The organism is Halomonas sp. OfavH-34-E, assembly GCF_024124525.1.
GTDB lineage: Bacteria > Pseudomonadota > Gammaproteobacteria > Pseudomonadales > Halomonadaceae > Halomonas > Halomonas litopenaei.
Genome location: NZ_JAMXRY010000007.1, coordinates 96,616 through 117,975, shown reverse-complemented (window position 1 = coordinate 117,975; position 21,360 = coordinate 96,616). Strand labels below are relative to the sequence as shown.

Genomic DNA, 21,360 nt, shown 5'->3' with positions numbered 1-21,360 from the left:
ATGAGCGAAGTGCGCCACGAACGTCTGATCATCCTGGGCTCGGGGCCTGCCGGCTACAGTGCGGCGGTCTACGCTGCGCGGGCCAATCTCAAGCCGCTGTTGATCACCGGCATGCAGACAGGCGGTCAGTTGACCACCACCACCGACGTGGACAACTGGCCAGGCGACGACGCCGGTGTCCAGGGGCCGGAGCTGATGGAGCGCATGCGCCGTCACGCCGAGCGATTCGATACCGAGGTGCTGTTCGACCATATCCACGAGGTGGAACTGCGCGAACGTCCCTTCACCTTGAAGGGCGACAACGGCACCTACACCTGCGACGCCCTGATCATTGCTACCGGGGCCAGTGCGCGCTACCTGGGGCTGCCCTCGGAGCAGCAGTTCATGGGCCAGGGCGTGTCGGCCTGCGCCACCTGCGACGGCTTCTTCTATCGCAACCAGGAAGTGATCGTGGTGGGCGGCGGCAACACCGCCGTGGAAGAGGCGCTTTACCTGTCCAATATCGCCTCCAAGGTCACCCTGGTGCACCGCCGCGACAGCCTCAGGGCGGAGAAGATTCTGCAGGACAAGCTGTTCGAGAAGGCCGAGAACGGCAACGTCGAACTGATCTGGAACCACACCCTGGACGAGGTGCTGGGGGACAACACCGGAGTCACCGGTGCGCGGCTCAAGGCGGTCGAGGACGGTTCGACCCGCGAGATCACCGCACCCGGCGTGTTCATCGCCATCGGTCATAGCCCCAACACCGGCATCTTCGAGGGCCAGCTCGAGATGGCAGGCGGCTATATCAAGGTCAAGTCAGGCCTCGAGGGCAATGCCACCGCCACCAGCGTGCCCGGTGTGTTCGCCGCCGGCGACGTCATGGATCACGTCTATCGTCAGGCGATCACCTCGGCTGGTAGCGGCTGCATGGCGGCGCTGGACGTCGAGCGTTACCTGGACAGCCTCGACTGACGCTATCGTCAGGCGCGATATCACTGCCTCAGCCGGCAGCGGCTGCATGGCGGCGCTGGACGTCGAGCGTTACCTGGACAGCCTCGACTGACGCTATCGTCATGCGCGATATCACTGCCTCAGCCGGCAGCGGCTGCATGGCAGCGCTGGACGTCGAGCGTTACCTGGACAGCCTCGACTGACGCTATCGTCAGGCGCGATACAGCTGCACAGCCGGCAGCATCGATATCGATCTGATACAAAAAACACCGCCAGGCAAACGCCTGGCGGTGTTCTTGTTGATGGCATCGGCCGGGGGAGCAACGGCGGAGCTGTCCTGTCTTGTCCGCCGGGCCGCGCCTCAATAGTGTGGCGGCAACTCGTCCTCGGGGCCCGGGGCATCGCCCAGTCCGCGGTCGTTGCTGGCCGCCAGTTCGCGTAGCCTTTCCTGCATCAGGCGATTGATGCGTTCCAGCTCCATCATTCGGCGCTCCTGGCCGGCGATGGTGGCGTCCAGGCTGTCCAGCCAGTGTTCCTGGTAGGCCAGACGGCTCTCCAGTTCTTCGACACGCTTTGCTAGATCGGCGGACGACTTGTCAATACCCGTGATAGACTCATGTTGCGGTGTGTCACTGTTCATCGTGTCAACTGCCTGCCTTGGGCTTTTTTCGAGAAGTCGTGGCGGAAGGATCTCGTCTGTGTATCGTGCATGGCCGCAGATCCCATGGTCATTCCACCTGTTTTCACCATAAGAAGAGAGTTTTTCACGTCCATGAAAAAAAGGGTATTCGTTCGTTGTTGTGTGATCAGTCTGCTGTTGGCCGCGCCTGCACCGCTGCTGATTGCTCTTGCCGTCAGCCTGGTGACCGGGCTGTCCGTCGAGGAGTTGCACGGCGCCATCGCCGAGGAGGCACTGCTGCATGGCTACCTTGCCGCTGCCGGAGCGGTCTTTGGCTTGTTGCTGGTCGCCACCCTGGCCCTCAATGCCCTGACGCCAAGGTTGGTCAACCTGGCCGAGGTCGAGGATGACGATCGCGAGATCGGCGAGGTCAAGTGGTTCAATGTCAACAAGGGCTACGGCTTCATCACCCGTGACGGGGGCGAGGACGTCTTTGTTCACTTCCGTGCCATCCGCGGCCGGGGCCATCGCACCCTGGCCGAAGGCCAGAGAGTACGCTACTACGTGATCGAGAACGAGCGCGGCCTGCAGGCCGACGACGTCACCGTCATCACCTGAACGCGATGCTCTCGCCATTGCCACGACGCCCCGCCTAGTGCGGGGCGTCGTCGTTTGTGGCGCCGCGGGTCTGTCTCTGCGCTCGTTTCAGTGCCCGGCTCTGCGCCCGTTGCAGGACCCTTGTCAGGGCCCAGCTGGGAGCGCCTCGTCAGTGTCCCGAGTCGGGCCAGTCGATGGCCGATTCGCTGCCGTCGGGTAACACCTGCAGGAAGCGGTCGGGGTCGTCGCCGGGCTGCCAGCCGCCCAGCGAGCAGCGCACCTCGCAGTCCAGCGCCAGGGCGGCGGCCCTGGCGAAGTCGGCGTCGGTGGGCCAGGGGGACTGGCCGCTGTCGAGCCAAAGGCTGGCGAAGCCATCGGCGGCCTTGCCGACCAGCAACACGGGAATGGCGGCACCATCGAGGTGACCTTCGGTGCGCCACTTGAGCTTGCCGCAGGGGGTCAGCGGCGGGGCATTCAGGGTGGCGCCGAGCCACTCGCCGATGCGCTCGGCGCTGGCCTCGCCAAGATAGATCTCGATATCCGGGTAGCGCTCGGTCATCACTTCAGCTCCTTGCGTCGGCGAACAGCCGCGTCAGGATGGCTTCGTAGACCCGGCTCAGGTCATCCAGGTCCGCGGCGCGCACGCGCTCGTCGACCTTATGGATGGTGGCGTTGAGCGGGCCAAGTTCCACCACCTGGGCGCCTAGGGTGGCGATGAAGCGACCGTCGGAAGTACCGCCGGAGGTGGACAGCACCGGGGTGGTGCCGGTGACGTCGCGGACGCCGGCCACGGCGGCGTCGACCAGCGCCCCTTCGCGGGTCAGGAAGGGCTGGCCGTTGAGCGTCCAGTCGATCTCGAAGTCCAGGTCGAAGCCACGCAGGATGGCCTCGGTGCGCTCGCGCAACTCGGCGTCGGTGGTCTCGGTGGAGAAACGGAAGTTGAAGGTGGCCTCGACCTCGCCCGGGATCACATTGGTGGCACCGGTGCCGGCGCGCAGGTTCGAGATCTGGAAGCTGGTGGCAGGAAAGCAGTCGTTGCCGGCATCCCAGTGTTCGTTGGCGAGGGCGTCCAGCGCCGGCGCGATCTGGTGAATCGGGTTACGCGCCAGGTGAGGATAGGCCACGTGGCCCTGGATGCCGCGGACCTTGAGCACGCCGCCCAGCGAGCCGCGCCGGCCGTTCTTGATCACGTCGCCCAGGCGCTCGGTGGAAGAGGGCTCGCCGACGATGCAGTAGTCGAGGCGTTCGTTGCGCTCGCGCAGGTGCTCGACCACCGCACGAGTGCCGTCCACCGCCGGGCCTTCCTCGTCGGCGGTGATCAGAAAGGCGATGCGTCCGGGGTGATCGGGGTGGGCGCTGACAAAGCGCTCCACCGCCGTGACCATGGCGGCCAGACTGCCTTTCATGTCGGCGGCGCCGCGACCGCGCAGCATGCCGTCATCATCGATGATCGGGGCAAAGGGCGGGGTCTGCCACTGGTGCTCGGGTCCGGTGGGTACCACGTCGGTGTGGCCGGCGAAGGCCAGTACCGGGCCGTGGTGACCGTGCACCGCCCAGAAGTTTTCCACTTCGCCGAAGGGCAGCGACTCGATGTTGAAGCCCAGGCGCTCGAGGCGTTCGATCATCAGCGCCTGGCAGCCCATGTCGTCCGGGGTCACCGAAGGACGCCGCAACAGCTCGAGGGCAAGCTCCAGGGTGGGCGAGAGTGTCTCGGTGGTCGCGGGGGCGTCGGTCGGTGCAGGCAAGTCGGTAGTCGGCATAGCGGTCTCGAAGAAAGGCGGCGGCCAGGGCCGCCGCGCTCGGGATCAATTGTGGGCGTGCAGCGCTTCGTTGAGGGCGATGGCGCTCTTGTTGGTCAGGCACTCGATACGGCCGTTGGTCGAGTTGCGACGCAGCAGCAGATCGTCCTGGCCGGCCAGTTCGCGGGCCGCCAGGGTGCGTACCTCCTGGCCCTGGTCATCGAGCAGGGTGACCTTGGCGCCGGCGGTGATGTAGAGCCCGGCCTCGACGGTGCAGCGGTCGCCCAGCGGGATACCGATACCGGCGTTGGCGCCGATCAGGCAGCCTTCACCCACCGAGATGATGATGTTGCCGCCACCTGACAGGGTACCCATGGTGGAACAGCCACCGCCCAGGTCGGAGCCCTTGCCGACCACCACGCCGGCCGAGATACGGCCCTCGATCATGCCCGGGCCTTCGGTGCCGGCGTTGAAGTTGACGAAGCCCTCGTGCATCACCGTGGTGCCCTCGCCCAGGTAGGCGCCCAGACGCACCCGTGCGGTGTCGGCGATGCGCACGCCATTGGGCACCACGTAGTCGGTCATCTTGGGGAACTTGTCGACACAGTCCACCGACAGGGTGCGACCTTCCAGGCGGGCCTTGAGGCGGCGTGCCGGCAGCTCGATGATGTCGATGGCGCCTTCGCTGCTCCAGGCAATATTGCGCAGCAGACCGAACATGCCGGTGAGGTCGAGCTGGTGCGGCTTGACCAGGCGATGGGACAGCAGGTGCAGCTTGAGGTAGACCTCCGGGGCGCTCTGGGGCGGCAGGTCCTCACTGATGAAGGTCGCCACCAGCGGACGCTGGCTGGCGCTGAGGCTGGCGGCCAGTTCGGCCTGCTCCGGGTGGCCGGCGTCGCGCAGGGCGTCGGCCAGGGCCTGGCAGTGTTCCGGCAGGAAGCTGACGGCGGCGGCGCCCTGGGGCGCGTCGAGTACCCGGGCGGCGGCCTCTACCAGGCTGGCGTCGGGGGCGAGCAGCGGCGCCGGGTAGTAGACCTCGAGCCAGTCGCCCTGGGTGTTCTGGGTGCCGATGCCGAGTGCAAAGCTGTGCATGCCGTATGTCCTTTTCGTAGGTACTGGAATTCGCAAAGAGGGGCGAAAAATTAGAGGTCGTCGTAGTCGCCGTCGCGATAGCCGACCAGGATGTCGTCGCCGGTGTCGAGCAGCGGGCGCTTGATCAGGGTCGGGTTGGCGAGCATCAATTCGCGGGCCTTGTTGGCGTCGACGTCGTTCTTGTCGTCCTCAGGTAGCTGGCGCCAGGTGGTGCTGCGCTTGTTGAGCAGGGTCAGCACCGGCACCGACTCGAGGAAGTGCTCGAGCAGGGCCGCCGATACGCCATCGGCGCGCAGGTCATGGACCTGGTAGGGGTGGCCGCTGCCGTCCAGCGCCTTCTGGGCCTTGCGGCAGGTATCGCAGTTCTTGATCACGTAGAGCGTCAGCATGGGGCCCGTCCTCAATGTTCGTTGGTCGTGGCGTCGGTCGGGATCAGCCGCGTGCGAGCAGGTCGCGGATGCGCTCGGCCGCTTCCCGAGTGGGGGCCAGTTCGTCCACCAGTGCCAGTCTCAGCCGACCGGCGCCCGGGTTGGTGCCGTCGCTGCCGGTTCTGCCCATGTAGCTGCCCGGCAGGACGCTGACGTGGGCCTCGGCGTAGAGTCGCCTGGTGAAGGCGGCGTCGTCACCGTCGGGGACCGCTGGCCACAGATAAAAGCTAGCCTCGGGGGCGGGAAAGTCCATCACCGGTGCGAGGATCTCGGTGACCGCGGCGAACTTGGCGCGGTAGGCGTCTCGGTTGTCGCGCACGTGGGCTTCGTCGGACCAGGCGGCGATCGAGGCCTGCTGGATCGGCAGCGCCATGGCGCAGCCGTGGTAGGTGCGGTAGCGACGAAAGCGGCTGATCAGCTCGGCATCGCCTGCGACGAAGCCCGAGCGTAGCCCCGGCAGGTTCGAACGCTTGGACAGCGAGTGGAACACCAGGCAGCGGTGATAGTCGTGGCGCCCCATGGCGGCGGCGGCCTGCAACAGTCCCGGTGGTGGCGCCTGCTCATCCAGGTACAGCTCCGAGTAGCACTCGTCGGAGGCGATGATGAAGTCGTGCTCGTCGGCCAGGGCGATCAACTGCTGGAACTCTTCGATCGGGGTCACCGCGCCGGTGGGGTTGCCCGGCGAACACAAGAACACCAGCTGCACCTGGCGCCAGGTGTCGGCGTCGACGGCCGAGAAATCCGGGCGGAAGTCGTTGTCGGCACGGCAGTCGAGGTACAGCGGGGTGCCGCCGGCCAGCAGGGCGGCGCCTTCGTAGATCTGGTAGAAGGGGTTGGGCACCGCCACCCGCGCCGGGCGTGAGCGATCGAGACAGGCCTGGACGAAGGCGAAGATGGCCTCGCGGGTACCGTTGACCGGCAGCACCTGGCGCTCGGCGTCGAGCCCGTCCAGGCCGAAGCGGCTACTGGCCCAGTCGGCGATGGCCTGACGCAGCTCGGGCAGTCCGGCGATGGCCGGATAGCGGGCAAAGTCATGCTGATGTCGGGTCAGGGCGTCGAGTGCCGCCTGGTAGGGCGCATGCTGTGGCTCGCCGATGGTCAGCGGACGATGGGCGAGGTCGGCTGGTGGCGTCAGGTCCGCCTTCAGCGCCGCCAGGCGCTCGAAGGGGTAGGGTTGCAAGGCGTCGAGATCAGGGTTCATGGGGTCCAGGCGCGCCCTTGGGGCGTCGTTGTCATCACGGGAGTGGGTGCCGTCGGCGCGGGGCGCGACCGGGCATCGATTATAGGGAAGGGGCGTACCAGCCTCAAATCGACGCGCTTCGCTTGCTGTGTGATTCAGCTCAGCTCGGCGGGGCCGCTAGACACTGAGGACGTCGATCAGCCGTTCGCGCAACTGCTGCTGGCGCTCGGGGTCGGTGATCGGTCGGCCTTCGCGGTCGGTGACGTAGAAGACGTCCTCGACGCGCTCGCCGAGGGTCGCGATCTTCGCCGCCGACAGGGTGATGCCCTGCTCCATGAAGATACTGCCGACCCGAGCCAGCAGGCCGGGCCGGTCCGGTGCGGTCAGCTCCAGCAGGGTGCGCTCGCCACCCGGGTCCTGTTCGATGGCCACCTGGGTGGCCACCTTGAAGTGCTTGAGCTGGCGCGGGGTGTGGCGGGTGACGATGGTCGGGTAGTCGTCCGGGTCGTCGAGCTCTTCGACCAGGTGGCGGCGAATCTCCTCGAGGCGGCTGGCGTCGCGGATCGGCTTGTCGTGGTCATCGAGCACGATGAAGGTGTTCAGCGTCCAGTCATTGAGCGAGGTGGCGATGCGCGCGTCGTGGATCGACAGCCCGAGCTGCTCCATGGCGGCGGCGGTGGCGGCGAACAGGTCATCCACCGAACGGGTATGGATAAATACCTTGGTCCCGCCCTCGGCCATGTCGTCGGTGGGCGCGTTGATCAGGATCAGCGGCAGCTCGCTGCCGGCGTGGGCCAGCATGCCCTGGGTCTGCCACACCACCTCGCTGGAGGCGTACTGCAGAAAGAAGTCCTCGCCGAGCGACTCCCACAGGGCGTCGACCCTCGCCATGTCGGCGCCGATCGTGGCCAGCAGCGAGTGCGCCTCCTCGCGGGTCTCGCGGACCCAGTCGGCGCGCTCCAGCGGGTTCTCGAGGCCACGTCGCAGTGCCCGCCGGGTCTCGGCGTGGAGCTGGCGCATCAGCGAGGCGCGCCAGCCATTCCACAGGGTGGGATTGGTCGCGGTGATGTCGGCCACGGTGAGGATGTACAGGTAGTCCAGGCGGGTCTCGTCGCCGACGCTGGCGGCGAAGTCGCGGATCACCTCGGGGTCGGTGATGTCGCGCTTCTGGGCGATCATCGACATCAGCAGGTGGTTTTCCACCAGCCAGCTGACTAGCCGGGTATCACGCTGGCTGAGCCCGTGGCGTTCGGCGAAGTCCTCGACCTCGCGGGCGCCGATCAGCGAATGATCGCCGCCGCGGCCCTTGCCGATGTCGTGGAACAGCCCGGCGATCCACAGGATCTCCATCTTCGGCGCCTGGTGGATCAGGGTCGCCGCCACCGGGAACTCCTTCTTCGCCTCGGGCTTGCGGAAGCCGTGCAGGCACTTCAACAGGCGCAGTGTGTGGGCGTCCACGGTGTAGATATGGAACAGATCGTGCTGCATCAGGCCGACCGCCTGGCCGAAGGCCGGCAGATACTTGCCCAGCACCCCGTAGCGATTCATCCGGCGCAGCTGGCGGGCGACATTGCCACCGGAGCGCAACAGTGCCATGAACAGCGCCTGGTGACGCGGGTCGTTGCGGTAGCGGTCGTCCATCAGGTGGCGATGGTCGCGGATCAGGCGGATGGTGTCGGCGCGTACGCCTTCGATCTCGGGGTGCTCGGCCATCAGGTAGAACAGCTCGAGCAGCGCCGCCGGCTGGTCGCGGAACAGGGTCCGCGAGCGCACCTGGATGTAGCCGCCGGCGATCTCGAAACGCTCGTTCAGCGGGGTCACGTTGATCGGGGTATCGGGCCTCAGGATCTGTTCATCGAAGTGCTGCAGCAGCATGTCGTTGAGCCCGGCCAGGGCGGTGACATGGCGGTAGTAGCGCTTCATGAACTGTTCCACCGCCAGGCGCTCGGGACTGTCGCGGTAGCCGAACAGCTCGGCGATGGTGTTCTGGTGGTCGAACAGCAGCCGATCCTCGGCGCGCCCGGTGAGCATGTGCAGGGCGTAGCGGACCTGCCACAGGAAGGCCTGCCCCTGGCTCAGGATGCGGTGCTCGGCATCGTTCATGAAGCCCTTGGCGACCACGTCCTCGTAGGACTCGGTATCGAAGTGGCGCTTGGCCACCCAGCCGATCATCTGGATATCGCGAAGCCCCCCGGGGGAGCTCTTGATGTTCGGCTCGAGGTGATACTCGGAGTTGTTGAAGCGGTAGTGGCGGGTGATCTGCTCCTGCCACTTGGCCTCGAAGAAGCGGTCTGCCGGCCACATGCGCTCACCGGACAGGCGCTCGCGCATGGCCTGGCGCAGGGCCTCGCGGCCGGCCAGGGTGCGTGACTCGAGCAGATTGGTGATGACGGTGACGTCGGCCTTCGCCTCGCGCTCGCAGTCGTTGAGCGAGCGCACGCTGTGGCCGATCTCGAGACCGATGTCCCACAGGAAGGTGATGAAGGCGGTCAGCGGCTCGCGGTAGGGCGTGTCATCGTCGTCCTCGAGCAGGAACATCAGATCGATGTCCGAATGAGGATGCAGCTCACCGCGGCCGTAGCCACCCACCGCCAGTAGCGCTACACCATCGTCCAGGCCTGGCTGGCGCGCCCAGGCCAGCGCCAGCAGCTGGTCCAGGCACCAGGCCCGTCCTCGCACCAGGTCGCGGATGTCGGCGCCGCCGAGGAAGCGCTCGTCCAGCCGCGACTGGATCTCCTTGAGCGCGCCCTTGAAGGGCGCGATGGGGGAGCGCTGGCCCTCGAGCTGGCGAGCGAAGTCGTCGAAGTCGAACAGCTCGAATTCCGGTGCGAAGCGATAGTGGTGCAGCAGCATGGGCTCTCAGCGCTCGAGGAAGGACAGGTCTTCGTCGGAACGGGCGGTCAGCACCTCGACCCCCGTCTCGGTCACCAGCAGGGTGTGCTCCCACTGGGCGGTCAGCCCCTTGTCCTTGGTCACGGCGGTCCAGCCATCGCGCAGTACCTTGGTGCGATGGTCGCCGACGTTGATCATCGGTTCGATGGTGAAGCACATGCCGGCGGCCAGTTCGATATCCGCCTCGGGGGCGTAGCCGTCATAGTGCAGTACCTGGGGGTCCTCGTGGAAGCCGGCGCCGATGCCGTGGCCGCAGAAGTCACGCACCACCGAATAGCCGTTGGCCTTGGCGTGGCTCTCGATGGCCCGGGCCAGCTCCGACAGGCGGGCACCAGGGCGCACCAGCGCCATGCTGCGGTAGAGGCACTCCTGGGTGACCCGGCACAGCCGCTCGCCCTGGATGGTCTCGCCGATGATGAACATCACGCTGGAGTCACCGTGGTAGCCGTCGGCGGTCCTTACGGTGATGTCCATGTTCATGATGTCACCCTTCTTCAGCTTCTTGCTGTCGTCGGGGATGCCGTGGCAGACCACGTGGTTGATCGAGGTGCAGATCGACTTGGGAAAGCCGTGATAGTTGAGCGGCGCCGGGGTGGAGCCGAGCTCGTTGACGATGTAGTCGTGGCACAGCTTGTCCAGGTGGCCTGTGCTGACGCCGGCTTCCACGTGGGGGGCGATCATCTCCAGCACACTGGCGGCCTGGCGGCCGGCTTCGCGCATCTTCTCGATTTCTTCGGGCGTCTTGATGGGTACGTTCATGGAATCTCGGTCTGGGTGGTGTCGCCCCGGCGCAGGCGGCTGAGCCGAGTCGCTGGCTCGCGGCGACGATGACCGCGGCGACTCCGGGGAGGGACGCGTCGAGGTGCGCGAGACGTTGGGCGACTTCAATTCGAAGGTCATCCATGGTATAAAGCTGCGCGCTTTCCTGCAATCGCCGTTCCTTGCTGGTGTTTTCGTCGAGACCCTGGTCTTGCGATCGCCTGCAACGGGATAGCCCGCTGGCGAGCGACAAACAGTAGAAGAGGTCTCCATGACGGAGCCTCGCGCCTTGAAAACACACACGCACCGACACATGGTCCCGGGTGCCTGAGGGAAACCTCTGGTCGGATCCATGGGGTGCGTGGAGGCCTAACCCGATTTTCAGGAGTCATCCATGGCACACGTCAATATGCGTGACCTGCTCAAGGCAGGCGCACACTTCGGTCACCAGACCCGTTACTGGAACCCGAAGATGGGCAAGTTCATCTTCGGCGCTCGTAACAAGATTCACATCATCAACCTCGAGCATACCCTTCCGGCGCTCAACGAGGCGATCGATGTGGTCGAGAAGATGGCCGCTTCCAACAACAAGATCCTGTTCGTCGGTACCAAGCGTAGCGCGAGCAAGATCATCAAGGAAGAAGCGAACCGTGTGAGTCAGCCGTTCGTCAACCACCGCTGGCTCGGCGGCATGCTGACGAACTACAAGACCATTCGTCAGTCCATCAAGCGTCTGCGCGAACTCGAAACCATGCACGAAGATGGCACCTTCGAGAAGCTGACCAAGAAAGAAGTCCTGATGGCCACCCGCGAGCAGGACAAGCTCGAGCGTTCCATCGGCGGTATCAAGGACATGGGCGGCCTGCCGGACGCACTGTTCGTGATCGACGTCGACCACGAGCGCATCGCCATCAACGAGGCGAACAAGCTGGGCATCCCGGTCATCGGTGTGGTCGACACCAACTCCGATCCGGACGGCGTCGACTACGTGATCCCGGGCAACGATGACTCCATCCGCGCCATCCAGATCTACGTCAAGGCCATCGCCGATGCCTGTGGCCGTGCGAAGGAAGGTCGCCCCGATGAGTTCGTCGAAGTGACCGACAGCGAAGGCGACGCCGCCGCTGCCGCTGCCGAGTAAGCTTCGGCCCGCCTGGGCCAGCCGATCGCGCAAGCGATCCACGCCGGACAGGCGCAAAGGGGGCCGTGGCCCCCTTTTCTCTACTTCAGGCCCGCGGTAATACCGAGGGTCTCTCCGACACCCAGGTCGAACCATTTAGAGGTGAATACCATGGCAGCTATCAGCGCCTCCCAGGTCAAGGAACTGCGCGAGCGTACCGGGCTCGGCATGATGGAGTGCAAGAAGGCACTCACCGAAGCCGGCGGTGACATCGAGCAGGCCATCGAGGATCTGCGCAAGAACTCCGGTCTCAAGGCCGCCAAGAAGGCCGGTCGTACCGCCGCTGAAGGTGTCGTCGTCACTCGTGTGGCCGAAGACGGTGCCTACGGTGTGATGGTCGAGATCAACTCCGAGACCGACTTCGTTGCCCGTGACGACAACTTCAAGGCCTTCGCCGACAAGATCGCCGACGCCTTCTTCGCCGCCAAGAGCGACGACGTGGCCGCGGTGACCGAAGGCGAGCTGGAAACCGCCCGCGAGCAGCTGGTGCAGAAGATCGGCGAGAACATCGGCGTGCGCCGTGCCGTCGTCGTCGACGCCGCTGAAGGCAACCTGGTGGGTGCCTATGTGCACGGTGGCCGCATCGGCGTGCTGACCGAGCTCAAGGGCGGCACCCAGGAAGCCGCCAAGGACGTGTCCATGCACGTTGCCGCGATCAACCCGACCGTGGCCCGTCCCGAGGACATGCCCCAGTCTGCCCTCGACGAGGAAAAGGCCATCATCCTGGCTCAGCCGGACATGGCCGGCAAGCCTGAGCAGATCGCCGAGAAGATGGTCCAGGGCCGTCTGAAGAAGTACCTGGCCGAGAACAGCCTGACCGAGCAGCCCTTCGTCAAGGACCCGAACCAGAGCGTGGCCGAGTTCGTCAAGGCCGCCGGTGGTGAAGTGGTCGGCTTCACTCGCTTTCAAGTGGGCGAGGGCATCGAGAAGGAAGAGGTCGACTTCGCCAAGGAAGTCATGGAACAGGCCAAGCGTAGCTAAGGTCCAAGGTTCCAAACTGTGCCTGCACAGTGTAATGATGGCGTGCGCGAAAGCGCACGCCTTCGTGTATGCGTCAGCGGTGGGTGTCTCGCGGCCTGACCGACCGCCACCCGACCCAGTCAAGCCCAAAGCGGAGAAATGCCATGAGCAGCGTCGATTCTTCCCCCCTGTCCAAGTCCGAGAAGCCCCGTGCCGCGGTGTCGAAGTACAAGCGCATCCTGCTGAAGCTCTCGGGTGAGGCGTTGACCGGGGATGCCGACTTTGGCATCGACCCCAAGGTACTGGACCGCATGGCGCTGGAGATCGGGCAACTGGTCGGTATCGGTGTCCAGGTCGGTATCGTGGTCGGTGGCGGCAACCTGTTCCGCGGTGCCGCCCTGCACGAGGCCGGCATGGAGCGCGTGACCGGTGACCACATGGGGATGCTGGCCACGGTGATGAACGCCCTGGCCATGCGTGATGCGCTGGAGCGCTCGAACATCCGTTCGCGAGTGATGTCGGCCATTCCCATGAGCGGCGTGGTGGAGCACTACGATCGGCGCACGGCGATTCGCTACCTGACCTCCGGTGACGTGGTACTGTTCTCCGCCGGTACCGGCAATCCCTTCTTCACCACCGATTCCGCCGCCTGTCTGCGCGGTATCGAGATCGACGCCGATGTGGTGGTCAAGGCCACCAAGGTGGATGGCGTCTACAACAAGGATCCGGTCAAGTTCGACGATGCCGTGAAGTACGACGAACTGTCCTATGATGACGCCCTCGATCAGAAGCTCGGGGTGATGGATTTGACCGCGATTTGCCTGGTGCGGGACCATGACATGCCGGTCCGGGTCTTCAACATGAACAAGCCTGGCGCCCTGCTCAACCTGGTGGTGGGCGGCAAGGAAGGCACGCTGATTCACAGAGGGTGACATCGTGATCAACGAGATCAAGAAAGACGCAGAAGCAAGAATGCAGAAGACCGTCGAGTCGCTGCATCACAACCTGAACAAGATTCGTACCGGTCGTGCTCATCCCAGCATTCTGGACGCGGTGCAGGTCGAATACTACGGTTCCATGATGCCGCTCAACCAGGTGGCCTCGGTCAACGTCGAGGACGCCCGCACCCTGGCCGTGGTGCCCTGGGAGCAGAGCATGGTGCCGAAGGTCGAGAAGGCCATAATGACCTCCGACCTGGGCCTCAACCCGGCGTCTGCCGGCAACGTGATCCGCGTGCCGATGCCGATGCTGACCGAGGAGACCCGCAAGGGCTACATCAAGCAGGCGCGTCAGGAGGCCGAGAACGCCCGGGTGGCGATCCGCAACGTGCGTCGTGACGCCAACAACGACCTCAAGGCGCTGCTCAAGGACAAGGATATTTCCGAGGACGAGGAGCGTCAGGGCGAGGACGAGATCCAGAAGATCACCGATCGCTTTGTCGCCGAGATCGACAAGACCCTGACCGCCAAGGAAGAGGACCTGATGCAGGTCTGAGGCGCCCTGGCGATACCCGTACTGGCCTGCCTGTGCGGCCGGGAGGGGGCGCGATACCGAGCGGTCACGCCTGGCGTGGCCGGTCGGCCGTTGGGTACTACCGCCGTTCAGCGATCCCTGGCGACTCCGCCATCGGTCATACTGTCTGGACTCCCCGGGTCAGGGATGCCTCGGGGCCTGATTCAACCGTCATGCGAGACACCATGAAGTCAACGCCGTCTCCCGAACTCCGCCCGTTACCGCCGACCGCGAGCCTGCCTCGCCATGTGGCGGTGATCATGGACGGCAACAATCGCTGGGCCAAGGCGCGTGGCCTGTCAGGAGTGCGTGGACACCACGCCGGCGTGGAAGCGGTCAGGGCCGTCATTCGTCGGGCGGCGGAGCGCCGCATCGAGACGCTGACGCTGTTCGCCTTCTCCAGCGAGAACTGGAAGCGCCCGGCGGCCGAGGTCAACGCCTTGATGGAACTGTTCCTGATGGCGCTCAAGCGTGAGGTCAAGAAGCTGCACGAGCATGACATTCGGTTGTCGGTGATCGGCGATACCTCTGGGTTTTCCTCGGCCATCCAGAAGCGCATCGAAGAGGCCGAGCGACTGACCTGCGACAACCAGGGGCTGCGCCTGGTGATCGCCGCCAACTACGGTGGTCAGTGGGACATCGCCCGGGCTGCGCGGCGGCTGGCCGAGCGAGTGGCCGCTGGCGAGCTCGACCCCGGCGCCATCGACGAGCAGGCGCTGGCCGATCAGGTCAGTCTGAGTGACGCCGCGCCGGTGGATCTGTGCATTCGCACCAGCGGTGAGCGGCGCATCTCGAACTTCCTGTTGTGGCAGCTGGCCTACGCCGAGCTGTACTTCACGCCCGTCCTGTGGCCGGACTTCGATGGCGAGGCCTTCGACGACGCCCTGGAGGATTTCTGCCGGCGCAAGCGCCGCTTCGGCATGACCGACGAACAGCTCGAGGCCCAGGGTGCTTAGACAGCGGATCATCACCGCAGCCTGGCTGGCGCCGCTGGCGCTGGCCGGGCTGTTCGGTCTGGAGGGCGGCCCCTTCGCTCTGTTTACCGCCGCCATCGTGGTGCTGGCGGGCTGGGAGTGGGCCAATCTGGCGGGGCTCGAGCGCGGGGCCTCGCGCCTGCTGCCACCGCTGGTGCTGGCCCTTGGCATGGCGCTGCTGTGGCATTTCGGCCAGCACCTGGCGCTGTGGCCGCTGGTCATTGGCGCGCTGGGCTGGGCGCTGAATCTGTGGTGGGTGCTCGGTCATCCTGGGCGCAGCCATCAGTGGTCCTCGCGGGCGATGCGCCTGGCCATGGGAGCCTGGGTGCTGCTGCCGACCTGGGTCGGCTTCAATCTGCTGCGCGAGAGCGGTAGCGCCTGGCTTCTGTTCGTGCTGCTGCTGGTGTGGGGTGCCGACATCGGCGCCTACTTTGTCGGGCGTGCCCTGGGGCGGCGCAAGCTGGCACCCAACGTCAGCCCCGGCAAGTCCTGGGAGGGCGTCTATGGGGGCATGGCGGTCACCGCTGCGCTGGCGCTGGTGTTCGCGCTGTGGCAGCAGCTGTCGCTGTCGGCCGGTCTGGCGCTGGTGGCGTTGACCCTCGGCGTGACCCTGGTGTCGGTGCTCGGCGATCTGCTCGAGAGTATGCTCAAGCGCCATCGCGGCCTCAAGGACTCCAGCGCGCTGTTGCCGGGGCACGGCGGGGTGCTCGATCGCATCGACAGTCTTACCGCGGCGGTCCCGGTGTTCGCCCTGTTCTTTACCTGGCTGGTGCAAGCATGACGGCATCTGCAGTTTCTGCCTCGTCCCAAACCTCCTCGACCACCATCAAGGGCGTCTCGGTGCTCGGTGCGACCGGCTCCATCGGGACCAGTACCCTGGACGTCATCGCCCGCCACCCCGACCGCTATCGGGTCCACGCTCTCACCGCCCATCGCTCCCGCGAGGCCCTCTATCGTCAGTGCCTGACCCATCGTCCCGACGTGGCGGTGCTCGGCACGCCGACCGACGCCGACTGGCTGGCCACGCAGCTGAAAGAGGCCGGGCTTGCCACCGAGGTGCGTCACGGCGAAGCGGCTCTGGCCGAGGTGGCGAGCGCCCCCGAGGCCGAGGTGGTGATGGCGGCCATCGTCGGCGCGGCGGGCCTGTTGCCGACGCTGGCGGCGGTGCGGGCCGGCAAGCGCGTGCTGCTGGCCAATAAGGAGGCCCTGGTGATGTCCGGGGCCCTGTTCATGAAAGCGGTGGAGCAAAGTGGTGCGGCGCTGCTGCCCATCGACTCCGAGCACAATGCGATCTTCCAGTGTCTGCCTGGCCAGCATCGTGGGGGACTCGGGCGCCACGGCGTGACTCAGCTGCTGCTGACCGCCTCGGGCGGGCCGTTTCGTGGCTTTGATGCCGAGCGGCTGGCCCGGGTGACCCCGGATGAGGCCTGCGCCCACCCCAACTGGTCCATGGGGCGCAAGATCTCGGTGGACAGCGCCACCCTGATGAACAAGGGGCTGGAACTGATCGAGGCCTGCTGGCTGTTCGACGCCCGCCCCGAGCAGATCCAGGTGGTGGTGCACCCCCAGAGCGTGATCCATTCCATGGCCGCCTACAGCGATGGCTCGGTGCTGGCGCAGCTCGGCAATCCCGATATGCGCACCCCCATCGCCTACGGTCTGGCCTGGCCCGAGCGGATCGAGGCCGGGGTCGAGGCGCTGGACCTGTTTCAGGTGGCCAGGCTCGACTTCGAACCCGCCGACGAGGCCGCCTTTCCGTGCCTGCGGTTGGCCCGTGAGGCGATGGACGAGGGTGGGCTGCAGCCGGCGGTACTCAACGCTGCCAATGAGGTGGCGGTCGAGGCCTTTCTCGACGGGCGGCTTGGGTTCACCGAGATCCCCCGGCTGGTCGAGGCGGTGCGCGCAGGTGCCCCCGGTGGTGGTGCCGATGATCTGGAGGCGGTACTCGCCGCCGACCATGACGCCCGCGCGCGTGCCCGTGCCTGGCTGGAGGCGTTGTGATGATCGCGCACCCGGTTGAACCTTTTGCCTTTGGCGCTGCCGGAGCCTGGGAAGCGGCGGCGACGGCGGCCGTCGTGATACAGCCAAGGAGGCTTGCGTGGGCCTGATTCAAAATATTCTGGCCGTGATCGTCGTACTCGGCCTGCTGGTCACCTTCCATGAGTTCGGTCACTTCTGGGTGGCGCGGCGTTGCGGGGTCAAGGTGCTGCGTTTCTCGGTGGGTTTCGGTAGCCCGCTGTGGTCGCGTTTCGATCGCCATGGCACCGAATTCGCCATCGCCGCGATTCCGCTGGGCGGCTACGTCAAGATGCTCGATGAGCGCGAAGGCGAGGTGCCCGAGAACCAGCTCGATCAGGCGTTCAATCGCAAGTCGGTGTGGGCCCGCATGGCCATCGTTGCGGCGGGCCCGCTGGCCAACTTCCTGCTGGCACTGGTGGCCTACTGGGCGCTGTTCGTCGCCGGGACTACCACGGTGGTGCCGGTGGTGGGTGACGTCACCCCGCAGACGCCGGCGGCCGAAGCGGGCCTAGAGTCGGGGATGGAGCTGACCGCCATCGGTGGCGAGACGGTGCGCTCCTGGGACGAGGTCAATCTCAAGCTGGTGGCGGCCATCGGCGCCAGTGGCAGCCTGGAGATCGAGGCCCGCGAGGAGGGCTCGAGTGCCTCCCGCAGCTATCGCGCGCCGGTCGAGAACTGGCTGGTGGGGCAGGACCCGCCCGCGCCGCTGGCAACGCTCGGTATCGCCCCCTGGCGTCCCGACATGCCTGCCGTCATCGGCCAGGTGATGGAAGGGGAGCCCGCGGCCGAGGCAGGGTTGCAAGCCGGTGATCGTGTGCTGAGTATCGACGATCGCGCGGTGAGTGACTGGCCTGATCTGGTCGAGCGGGTTAGAGCGCGACCCGGCCAGACGCTGTCGCTGGAGGTCGAGCGCAACGGCGAGTCGAAGGCGCTGAGTCTGACGCCGCGGATCAACCGGCTGGATGATGGAAGCGAGATCGGCTATATCGGTGCCGGCGTTGCCCCGGTAGACTGGCCCCAGCAGTACCAGCGGGAAATCCGCTACGGCCCCCTGGACGCAGTGGGGCAGGCGGCCTCACGTACCGCCGAGATGACGCTTCTGACGTTCGACGCCGTGCGCAAGATGGTGGTCGGCCTGATTTCGCCGACCAATCTGTCCGGGCCCATCACCATCGCTCGGATCGCCGGTGACACGGCGCGTTCCGGGCTCGAGAGCTTCATCAACTTCATGGCCTATCTGTCGATCAGCCTTGGGGTGCTCAACCTGCTGCCGATTCCGGTGCTCGATGGCGGCCATCTGCTGTACTACCTGGTCGAAGCGGTACGTGGGCGCCCGGTGTCCGAGCGCACCCAGGCCGTTGGCCTCAAGGTCGGGCTGGCGCTGGTGGGCACCCTGATGATCATGGCCCTGTACTTCGATGTGATGCGCTTGTGGTAGAAGTTGCCCCCGCCATCGACGTGGTGCGTGCGCAACAACGAGCGCCCAGGTGAATCGCGCTTTGCCGGGGACGTCACCAAGCGAGACGCCGCCGCCAACTTGTCAGTAAGGCGGAGAAATGTATAAGGTGCCTGTCTGGACAGGTACGCTGACTCAACGCGAGCGAAACGACTGCATGAAAATCAAGACCATCGGATTGGCGACACTCTTGACCGCCTGTGCCCAGGTGGCGCACGCGGCCCCTTTCACCGTGTCGGACATTCGCGTGGAAGGCCTTCAACGGGTCTCTGCGGCTTCCGTCTTCAATGCTTTTCCCGTCAACGCTCGCGATCGAGTGGACGACAGTGAACTGGCCGAAGCGGCTCGCCAGCTGTTTGCCACCGGACTGTTCGAAGATATCCAGCTGGCCCGTGAAGGCGACGTCCTGATCATCCAGGTGGAGGAGCGCCCGACGATCTCGGCGCTGAATATCGAAGGCAACTCCCAGATTCCCGACGAGGACCTGCGTGCGGGCCTCAAGCAGGCCGGCATCAGCGAAGGCCAGGTGCTGCAGCTCTCGACCATCGACGAGATGAAGCGTGAGCTGGAAGGCCTCTACCAGTCCCAGGGCCGCTACAGCGCACGCATCGACACTGAGCTGACGCCGGTGGGCCAGGGCCGGGTGCGGGTCGACATCAACATCAATGAAGGTGCGGTCGCCAAGATCCGCCAGATCAACATCGTCGGCAATGAAGCCTATTCCGACGAGATCCTGCTCGACGAGTTCGAGCTCGAGGACGATCCCGGTCTGTTCTTCGGCTGGTTCTCCGCCGACGAGTACTCCCGCGAGGCGCTGGCTGGCGACCTGGAGCGGCTGCGCTCCTACTACCTAGACCGCGGCTACGTGAACTTCGAGATCACCTCGAGCCAGGTATCGATCAGCCCGGACAAGTCGCGCATCTTCATCACCATCAACGTCAATGAAGGCAATCGCTACCGGGTCGGCGACATCAGCTTCGTTGGTGATCTCAAGGTGGCCGAGGCCGAGGCCCGCGAGCTGCTGCAGTTCGAATCCGGTGATATCTTCTCGCGCAGCGACGTGGTGGCGTCCTCCGAGGCCATGCGCTCGCGCCTGGGTGCCGAGGGCTTTGCCTTCGCCGAGGTCAATGGTATCCCCGAGGTGCGCAGCGACGGCGAGACGGTGGACCTGAGCTTCCAGGTGGCGCCGGGGCGTCGCGCCTACGTACGGCGTATCCAGTTCGTCGGCAACACCACCACCAAGGATGAAGTGCTGCGCCGCGAGATGATCCAGATGGAGAGCGCGCCAGCCTCCACCGAGGCCATCTCCCAGTCGCGCCAGCGCCTCGAGCGCCTTGGCTTCTTCAAGCAGGTGCAGGTGCAGACCGAGCCGGTCCCCGGCGAGAGCGACCAGCTCGACGTCACCTACACCGTCGAGGAACAGCCCTCAGGCTCGCTGTCGGCGAGTCTCGGCTTCTCCCAGAGTGCCGGCGTCATCTACGGCGCCTCGCTGTCCCAGAACAACTTCCTGGGTAGCGGCAACCGGGTCAACATCGGCGCCCAGAAGAGTGATACCTACACCAGCGTCAACTTCGGCTTCACCGATCCCTACTGGACCCTGGACGGCATCTCCCGCGGCTACAACTTCTACTACCGGGCCACGGACTACGAAGATTCCGACATCTCCACCTACTCCACCGATGCCCTCGGTGCCGGGATCAACTTCGGCTACCCGATCAACGAGCTGACGCGGATGAACTTCGGCGCCAATATCGAGAAGCTCGAGATCGACACCTACGACGACACCCCGTCGGAGATCAAGCGTTACGTGCTCGACGAGGGTGACGACGCCAGTACCCTGTCGGCCACCGGCAGCTGGACCCGCAACGACCTCAACCGCGGCATCATGCCGACGGCGGGTAATTACCAGCGGCTGTCGCTGGAACTCGGGGTGCCCGGCAGTGACGCCGAGTACTACAAGGCTAGGGCCCAGGCCAAGCACTTCTTCCCGTTCAACGAAGAGCAGACCTGGTCGTTGAAGTTCAGTGGCCAGCTGGGCTACGCCGATGCCATCAATTCGAGCGATCCCTATCCGTTCTACGAGAACTTCCTCGCCGGTGGCCTGGGCTCGGTGCGTGGTTTCACCGACAACACCCTTGGCCAGCTCACCACCGAACGTGAGGACGGTGATGACGAGACCCTCGGCGGTAACGTGCTGCTCGAGGGCAGCATGGAGCTGATCTTCCCGATGCCGTTCGTCGAGGACAAGCGCTCGGTGCAGCCGTCGCTGTTCGTCGATGCCGGTAACACCTTCCTCACCGAGTGCTACGACGTGCTGTCCGAGGACGAGGATCGCAAGAAGTGCAACTCCGGGGTGGAATTCAGCGATATACGCTACAGTGTGGGCGTGGGCGTCTCCTGGCTGACGCCGGTGGGTCCCCTGACCTTCAGCGTGGCCGAGCCGCTCAATGACGAGGACGAGGACGACACCCAGGTGTTCCAGTTCTCGCTGGGTCAGACCTTCTGATGAGGACAGGCGGCCGTCGCCGCTGGCTGGTGTGGTTGGCGCTGGCCGCTGCACTGAGCAGCCCGGTGTCGGCATCGGCGTCCCAGGTGGCGGTGCTCGACTGGCGTCGCGCCGTGCTCGACACCGAGGCCGCCCGCAGTGCCATGCAGAGCCTGCAGCAACAGGTCGCACCCTGGCAGCGCGAGGCCGAAACGCTACGCCTTGAGCTCGAGGCCCTGGCCGACGACCTGGCGGCTGCCGAAGGGCAGCCGAGCCCCTCACGGGTTCAGGAATTTCAGCGAAAAGGGCAGCGTTTCGATCGCCTCAGACGTGATATCCTCGAGGCTCGCCAGGAAGCCGAACAGCGTTTGATAAGTCGCCTGGAAGGCAGGGTCGACCAGGCGGTCGCTCAGGTCATCGAGCGTCACGAGGTCGAGGTGCTGGTGACACCGGACGGTGTCCTGCACAGCGGTCGTGATCTGCCGGACCTGACGGCCGAGGTCACCCGGCTGCTCAACACGTACTGAGGGAATCG

General features: G+C 65.5%; 20 protein-coding genes. 12 read left to right on the top strand and 8 right to left on the bottom strand.

Going from position 1 to position 21,360, the window contains the following annotated elements; genetic code table 11:
• Nucleotides 1-954, top strand: coding sequence for a thioredoxin-disulfide reductase (gene trxB, locus NH448_RS05185; protein WP_045991195.1), 954 nt, complete (start codon nt 1-3; stop codon nt 952-954).
• Nucleotides 955-1,294: 340 nt separating this feature from the next.
• Here the strand turns inward: trxB and NH448_RS05180 are convergent, their stop codons facing one another.
• Complete coding sequence (locus NH448_RS05180) at nt 1,295-1,573, bottom strand: SlyX family protein (protein WP_181248591.1); 279 nt, start codon at nt 1,571-1,573, stop codon at nt 1,295-1,297.
• Nucleotides 1,574-1,705: 132 nt separating this feature from the next.
• Between NH448_RS05180 and NH448_RS23510 the strand changes: the two genes are divergently transcribed.
• Nucleotides 1,706-2,170, top strand: a complete 465-nt coding sequence (locus tag NH448_RS23510) for a cold shock domain-containing protein (RefSeq protein ID WP_108449738.1) — start codon at nt 1,706-1,708, stop codon at nt 2,168-2,170.
• Between the two features lie 148 nt (nt 2,171-2,318).
• Here the strand turns inward: NH448_RS23510 and NH448_RS05170 are convergent, their stop codons facing one another.
• From NH448_RS05170 to map, 7 genes are all read right to left on the bottom strand, one after another.
• Nucleotides 2,319-2,708 (bottom strand): hypothetical protein, encoded by a 390-nt coding sequence (locus tag NH448_RS05170; RefSeq protein ID WP_108449778.1) that lies wholly within the window; start codon nt 2,706-2,708, stop codon nt 2,319-2,321.
• A 4-nt stretch (nt 2,709-2,712) separates the two neighbouring features.
• The gene (gene dapE, locus NH448_RS05165; protein WP_045991192.1) at nt 2,713-3,909 is read right to left on the bottom strand and encodes a succinyl-diaminopimelate desuccinylase; all 1,197 of its coding nucleotides are present in this window, start codon (nt 3,907-3,909) and stop codon (nt 2,713-2,715) included.
• 45 nt (nt 3,910-3,954) lie between these two features.
• On the bottom strand, nt 3,955-4,980 hold the full coding sequence (dapD, locus tag NH448_RS05160) for a 2,3,4,5-tetrahydropyridine-2,6-dicarboxylate N-succinyltransferase (protein WP_253028479.1): 1,026 nt from the start codon (nt 4,978-4,980) through the stop codon (nt 3,955-3,957).
• A 50-nt stretch (nt 4,981-5,030) separates the two neighbouring features.
• Nucleotides 5,031-5,369 (bottom strand): arsenate reductase, encoded by a 339-nt coding sequence (locus NH448_RS05155; protein ID WP_045991190.1) that lies wholly within the window; start codon nt 5,367-5,369, stop codon nt 5,031-5,033.
• 43 nt (nt 5,370-5,412) lie between these two features.
• On the bottom strand, nt 5,413-6,609 hold the full coding sequence (gene dapC / locus NH448_RS05150; RefSeq protein WP_108449739.1) for a succinyldiaminopimelate transaminase: 1,197 nt from the start codon (nt 6,607-6,609) through the stop codon (nt 5,413-5,415).
• A 156-nt stretch (nt 6,610-6,765) separates the two neighbouring features.
• Nucleotides 6,766-9,441 (bottom strand): [protein-PII] uridylyltransferase, encoded by a 2,676-nt coding sequence (locus tag NH448_RS05145; RefSeq protein ID WP_045991188.1) that lies wholly within the window; start codon nt 9,439-9,441, stop codon nt 6,766-6,768.
• A gap of 6 nt (nt 9,442-9,447) precedes the next feature.
• Nucleotides 9,448-10,239 (bottom strand): type I methionyl aminopeptidase, encoded by a 792-nt coding sequence (gene map, locus NH448_RS05140; protein ID WP_045991187.1) that lies wholly within the window; start codon nt 10,237-10,239, stop codon nt 9,448-9,450.
• Nucleotides 10,240-10,633: 394 nt separating this feature from the next.
• Between map and rpsB the strand changes: the two genes are divergently transcribed.
• From rpsB to NH448_RS05090, 10 genes are all read left to right on the top strand, one after another.
• On the top strand, nt 10,634-11,380 hold the full coding sequence (gene rpsB / locus NH448_RS05135) for a 30S ribosomal protein S2 (protein ID WP_045991186.1): 747 nt from the start codon (nt 10,634-10,636) through the stop codon (nt 11,378-11,380).
• 150 nt (nt 11,381-11,530) lie between these two features.
• The gene (tsf, locus tag NH448_RS05130; RefSeq protein WP_253028478.1) at nt 11,531-12,400 is read left to right on the top strand and encodes a translation elongation factor Ts; all 870 of its coding nucleotides are present in this window, start codon (nt 11,531-11,533) and stop codon (nt 12,398-12,400) included.
• Between the two features lie 143 nt (nt 12,401-12,543).
• On the top strand, nt 12,544-13,311 hold the full coding sequence (gene pyrH / locus NH448_RS05125; RefSeq protein WP_045991184.1) for a UMP kinase: 768 nt from the start codon (nt 12,544-12,546) through the stop codon (nt 13,309-13,311).
• Between the two features lie 4 nt (nt 13,312-13,315).
• On the top strand, nt 13,316-13,873 hold the full coding sequence (gene frr / locus NH448_RS05120) for a ribosome recycling factor (protein ID WP_045991183.1): 558 nt from the start codon (nt 13,316-13,318) through the stop codon (nt 13,871-13,873).
• Nucleotides 13,874-14,076: 203 nt separating this feature from the next.
• On the top strand, nt 14,077-14,847 hold the full coding sequence (gene uppS / locus NH448_RS05115) for a polyprenyl diphosphate synthase (protein ID WP_045991283.1): 771 nt from the start codon (nt 14,077-14,079) through the stop codon (nt 14,845-14,847).
• Entirely contained in the window at nt 14,840-15,646 is an 807-nt protein-coding gene (locus NH448_RS05110) for a phosphatidate cytidylyltransferase (protein ID WP_045991182.1), read from the top strand. The genes uppS and NH448_RS05110 overlap by 8 nt, the downstream gene beginning before the upstream one ends.
• Complete coding sequence (gene ispC, locus NH448_RS05105; RefSeq protein WP_108449741.1) at nt 15,643-16,866, top strand: 1-deoxy-D-xylulose-5-phosphate reductoisomerase; 1,224 nt, start codon at nt 15,643-15,645, stop codon at nt 16,864-16,866. The genes NH448_RS05110 and ispC overlap by 4 nt, the downstream gene beginning before the upstream one ends.
• Before the next feature lie 97 nt (nt 16,867-16,963).
• Entirely contained in the window at nt 16,964-18,322 is a 1,359-nt protein-coding gene (gene rseP / locus NH448_RS05100) for an RIP metalloprotease RseP (RefSeq protein ID WP_253028477.1), read from the top strand.
• Nucleotides 18,323-18,497: 175 nt separating this feature from the next.
• Entirely contained in the window at nt 18,498-20,846 is a 2,349-nt protein-coding gene (gene bamA / locus NH448_RS05095) for an outer membrane protein assembly factor BamA (RefSeq protein ID WP_181248592.1), read from the top strand.
• A complete protein-coding gene (locus NH448_RS05090) occupies nt 20,846-21,352 on the top strand; it encodes an OmpH family outer membrane protein (protein ID WP_222516070.1) in 507 nt (168 codons plus the stop codon). The genes bamA and NH448_RS05090 overlap by 1 nt, the downstream gene beginning before the upstream one ends.
• Nucleotides 21,353-21,360 lie beyond the last annotated feature (8 nt).

Bases quoted from the DNA above. Each gene is read 5' to 3' on its own strand.
- tsf (WP_253028478.1), top strand. From the start codon at position 11,531: ATGGCAGCTATCAGCGCCTCCCAGGTCAAGGAACTGCGCGAGCGTACC.
- trxB (WP_045991195.1), top strand. From the start codon at position 1: ATGAGCGAAGTGCGCCACGAACGTCTGATCATCCTGGGCTCGGGGCCT.
- NH448_RS05170 (WP_108449778.1), bottom strand. From the start codon at position 2,708: ATGACCGAGCGCTACCCGGATATCGAGATCTATCTTGGCGAGGCCAGC.
- rpsB (WP_045991186.1), top strand. From the start codon at position 10,634: ATGGCACACGTCAATATGCGTGACCTGCTCAAGGCAGGCGCACACTTC.
- dapC (WP_108449739.1), bottom strand. From the start codon at position 6,609: ATGAACCCTGATCTCGACGCCTTGCAACCCTACCCCTTCGAGCGCCTG.
- NH448_RS23510 (WP_108449738.1), top strand. From the start codon at position 1,706: ATGAAAAAAAGGGTATTCGTTCGTTGTTGTGTGATCAGTCTGCTGTTG.
- ispC (WP_108449741.1), top strand. From the start codon at position 15,643: ATGACGGCATCTGCAGTTTCTGCCTCGTCCCAAACCTCCTCGACCACC.
- dapE (WP_045991192.1), bottom strand. From the start codon at position 3,909: ATGCCGACTACCGACTTGCCTGCACCGACCGACGCCCCCGCGACCACC.
- NH448_RS05180 (WP_181248591.1), bottom strand. From the start codon at position 1,573: ATGAACAGTGACACACCGCAACATGAGTCTATCACGGGTATTGACAAG.
- NH448_RS05145 (WP_045991188.1), bottom strand. From the start codon at position 9,441: ATGCTGCTGCACCACTATCGCTTCGCACCGGAATTCGAGCTGTTCGAC.
- NH448_RS05155 (WP_045991190.1), bottom strand. From the start codon at position 5,369: ATGCTGACGCTCTACGTGATCAAGAACTGCGATACCTGCCGCAAGGCC.
- NH448_RS05090 (WP_222516070.1), top strand. From the start codon at position 20,846: ATGAGGACAGGCGGCCGTCGCCGCTGGCTGGTGTGGTTGGCGCTGGCC.
- uppS (WP_045991283.1), top strand. From the start codon at position 14,077: ATGAAGTCAACGCCGTCTCCCGAACTCCGCCCGTTACCGCCGACCGCG.
- pyrH (WP_045991184.1), top strand. From the start codon at position 12,544: ATGAGCAGCGTCGATTCTTCCCCCCTGTCCAAGTCCGAGAAGCCCCGT.
- map (WP_045991187.1), bottom strand. From the start codon at position 10,239: ATGAACGTACCCATCAAGACGCCCGAAGAAATCGAGAAGATGCGCGAA.
- dapD (WP_253028479.1), bottom strand. From the start codon at position 4,980: ATGCACAGCTTTGCACTCGGCATCGGCACCCAGAACACCCAGGGCGAC.
- bamA (WP_181248592.1), top strand. From the start codon at position 18,498: ATGAAAATCAAGACCATCGGATTGGCGACACTCTTGACCGCCTGTGCC.